Source organism: Zhongshania sp. (genome assembly GCF_041584495.1).
Classification (GTDB): domain Bacteria; phylum Pseudomonadota; class Gammaproteobacteria; order Pseudomonadales; family Spongiibacteraceae; genus Spongiibacter.
In genome coordinates this window covers 1-3,149 of the sequence record NZ_JBFHDY010000210.1, presented here as the reverse complement: position 1 = coordinate 3,149, position 3,149 = coordinate 1, and the positions used below count along the sequence as shown (strand labels likewise).

The 3,149-nt window shown below is 56.0% G+C and carries 2 protein-coding genes; both read left to right on the top strand.

The features are described 5' to 3' along the window. Window positions 1–938, top strand: a 938-nt coding sequence (locus tag ABYP33_RS18135; protein WP_373092649.1) for a hypothetical protein, incomplete at its 5' end; no start/stop codon positions are given. After that, window positions 935–2,869 (top strand): hypothetical protein, encoded by a 1,935-nt coding sequence (locus ABYP33_RS18130; RefSeq protein WP_372809439.1) that lies wholly within the window; start codon window positions 935–937, stop codon window positions 2,867–2,869. The genes ABYP33_RS18135 and ABYP33_RS18130, both read left to right, overlap by 4 nt. Window positions 2,870–3,149 lie beyond the last annotated feature (280 nt).

Sequence of the window (3,149 nt, the reverse complement as noted above, 5' to 3'; positions counted from 1 at the left end):
CGTTATTTCACGCTGGCATGGCCTTGCTTGGCTCTAGGAGCGGCACGGGCGCAAGGGATGCCATGCAGGGCTTGATGCAAGGCGCTCAGTACAAAACCCAGCTTGAGGCGCAGCAGCGCGAGCAGGCGGAGAGGGAGCGCAGGCAGGCGGCTTTGTCTCAGTTGGGCGAAACCATGCCTCAGCTCCAGCCGTTCATTGGAACGGGCCTTGAGAGCCAAGCAATGACGATGTTGGGTAAGCAGGCGTCAGGCGGCGGTATTGGCACTTACAACCCGCGTGACTACACAACTGAATCATGGACTAAATTTATCCAAGGTGGCGCGAAAGACCCATCTGTTTTGAATCGCTACGCCGGGACGCTTGAGGAGCGCATGGCGAGTGATCCGGAGTTTGCTTCGAAAGTTATGAAATTCCAGGGCGAGTCCGCAGGAGCAAAAGAAGCTGGGAAGGACATAGAGGGTCAGCGCACAGAGCGGATTCAAATGGGCGGCATTGCTGTGCGCTCTCTAGGCCCGGCCACTGCTGCGCTTAGCCTGCTGGATGAGGTTGAAACTGGCGGGGCTGCCGCAGCAAGCCTAAAGGCCAAGCAGTTATTTGGCATCGAATCGGCAGACGAAGGCGAATTGACCTATCTGTTATCTAAAAACGTGCTTTCTCAATTGAAAGAAACCTTCGGCGCGGCGTTCACAGCCGAGGAAGGCAAGCGACTGGCTGACATTGAGGCGGGCATCGGTCGGAACACCGAAACCAACAAGCGGCTGCTGCAACGTGTCATTGATACAGCGATACCTAAAGTTGAGCGGGCGATTCAAGACGCCGAGATCAGGGGCGACATAGGAACGGCCCAATACTTGAGAAGCGAGCTGGCTAAATACAAAACTGTTCCGCAAGGTGCAGCGCCATCTGGCGGCACTGTTCGATGGGATGAATTGCCATGAATGTAACTCTCCCTAATGGGAAAGTGATTGAGGGTGTCCCCGAAGGCACCACAAAAGAGCAAATCAAGGCTAAGGCGATAGCTGGGGGGCTGGCCACGGCGGAAGACTTCGGCGATCTGCCCTCGGCTCCGCAAGCTGAGCCTGTTTCCCAACTCGGCGCATTGGCCTCATCTGTTGGTCAAGGGTTAACCCTTGGGTTTTCCGATGAGCTTGCCGGGCTTTTCAGCCCAGAGCTTAAGGAGTCAATGCGCGAATACCAACAGCGCGCAGGCGAGCAATACCCTGTAACAACCTTCCTTGGCGATGTGGGCGGGGCCGTTCTCCCCGCTATAGCTGCGGCACCATTTACGGCTGGAGGATCATTGGCGGCCATTCCGGCTGCTGCGACACGTTCAGCGGGGCAGTCTGCTTTGCGCCGCTTGGGGGGCTTGACAGCTACTGGCGCAGCGGTTGGCGGCACAGCAGGCGCGGGCTACTCTGGTGAAGAATTCGGCACGCGAGAGCTTGCCGAAGATGTGGGTATGGGAGCGGCAGGCGGCGCTGTATTTGGCTCACTTTTCCCGCTTGTGGGTAAGGGCGTGCAAAAAATCGCACAGAAAGCGTCTGAGGCATTGCCCCGAGAGAAGAATGTGCAGAGCATTGCACAACGCAAGATACTGGAAGCCTTGGGGCGCGATAAGCTGACTCCAGAAATGGCGCTTGCGGAGCTTAATCGGCTTGGGCCTGATGCAACACTAGCGGATATTGGCCAGAACCTGATGGGCCTAACTCGCGGTGCTGCCGCGCAGCCTGGGGAGGCCCGCACCATCGCGGACGCGCTCTACCGCGAACGGTCACAAGGCGCGAGAGGGCGTATTACCGACGCACTGCAAACGGCATTCGGCAAGGAAGAAAACTTCTACGGCGAATTGCGCGGGCTTGAGCAGCAGATGAGCGAACTGGCGTCCCCTGCCTACGATAAAGCATACCAGAAATTTATACCGTTCTCCGGCGAGCTAAAAGACCTCGCTCGAAGGCCGTCTATCGCGAAAGCAATAGAGCAGGCAAGGCTGAATGCAGCGGAGGAAGGTAGGGAGCTTCCCGTGGTTGTCCGCAATGTGGATGGCAAACCCATAATTGATGGTGTTCCAGACATGCGGGCTTGGGATGATATAAAGAAAGGGCTTGATGATGTTATAGATTCTGGCACTGACCCCGTGACGGGGAAACTGAACGCCGACGCTCGGCGTGCTGTTGGGACTAAGCGCGAATTGGTTAAGGTTTTGGATGATCTAAACCCAGATTATCGAGATGCGCGATCAGTTTTTGCAGGCCCGAAACGAAACGAAATCGCTCTGAGGGAAGGGCGGCAATTCATGCGCGAGGACTCTGAAGTTTTGGCAGAGACCTTGGAATCAATGTCGGATTCGGAGAAAGCCTTCTTCCGCTCCGGCGCTATGCGCGCCATGCGGGACAAGATTCTTGAGAATCAGAACCCTCGCGCAGTGATAGAGAAGCTGGAGCGCACAGGCAAACTCCGCGCTGTTGTGCCGGATGACGAAGCATATGAGGAATTTGTATCCGCCTTGCAGCGAGAGGCCAAGTTCCAAGAGACAGCCAACAAGATACGAGGCGGCTCACCAACTGCGCGAATTGAGGCCGAGATGATGGACATGAAACTCGATCCGGGCATTGTTGCGGATATTTCACGCGGAAACCTTGGGCAGGCGGCGGCAGGATTGGCCCGCAACATTAGCGGACGTTTCCAGTTGCCTAGCGAGAGATTGAGAGAAACCATAGCCACTCCACTAATGACCCGCGACCCAGCTATGCAGCAGCAGGTGCTGCAAGGGCTTATCGGTGAGGCTTCACGCACACCTAGGCCCGCTATAGCAAGCCCACTGCCTTATGCGGCAGGGACGATTGGCGGCCTGTTAGGTACGGAGCTTTAGGCGCACCAATGGCCTGTTTTGAGGCGGTACGCAATATGTGCGGACGCGGAAAGCAGGCCAAGCGAGATTATGGCCACCCAGCCGTAAGTTTTCATTGCAAACAGGGTGGCAAGCATAATTCCTATGAATGCGAGATTAGCGGTTAGTAGGATTAATTGAACCATGAACCAAAACGTCTCAGGAAGTCTACTAGCTCAGTATACAGCGGCTGATGCAAATGCCAATACCGTATACACCGCGCCGTCAAACCTACGTGTGGAGATTACGCGGGTGGTTATCT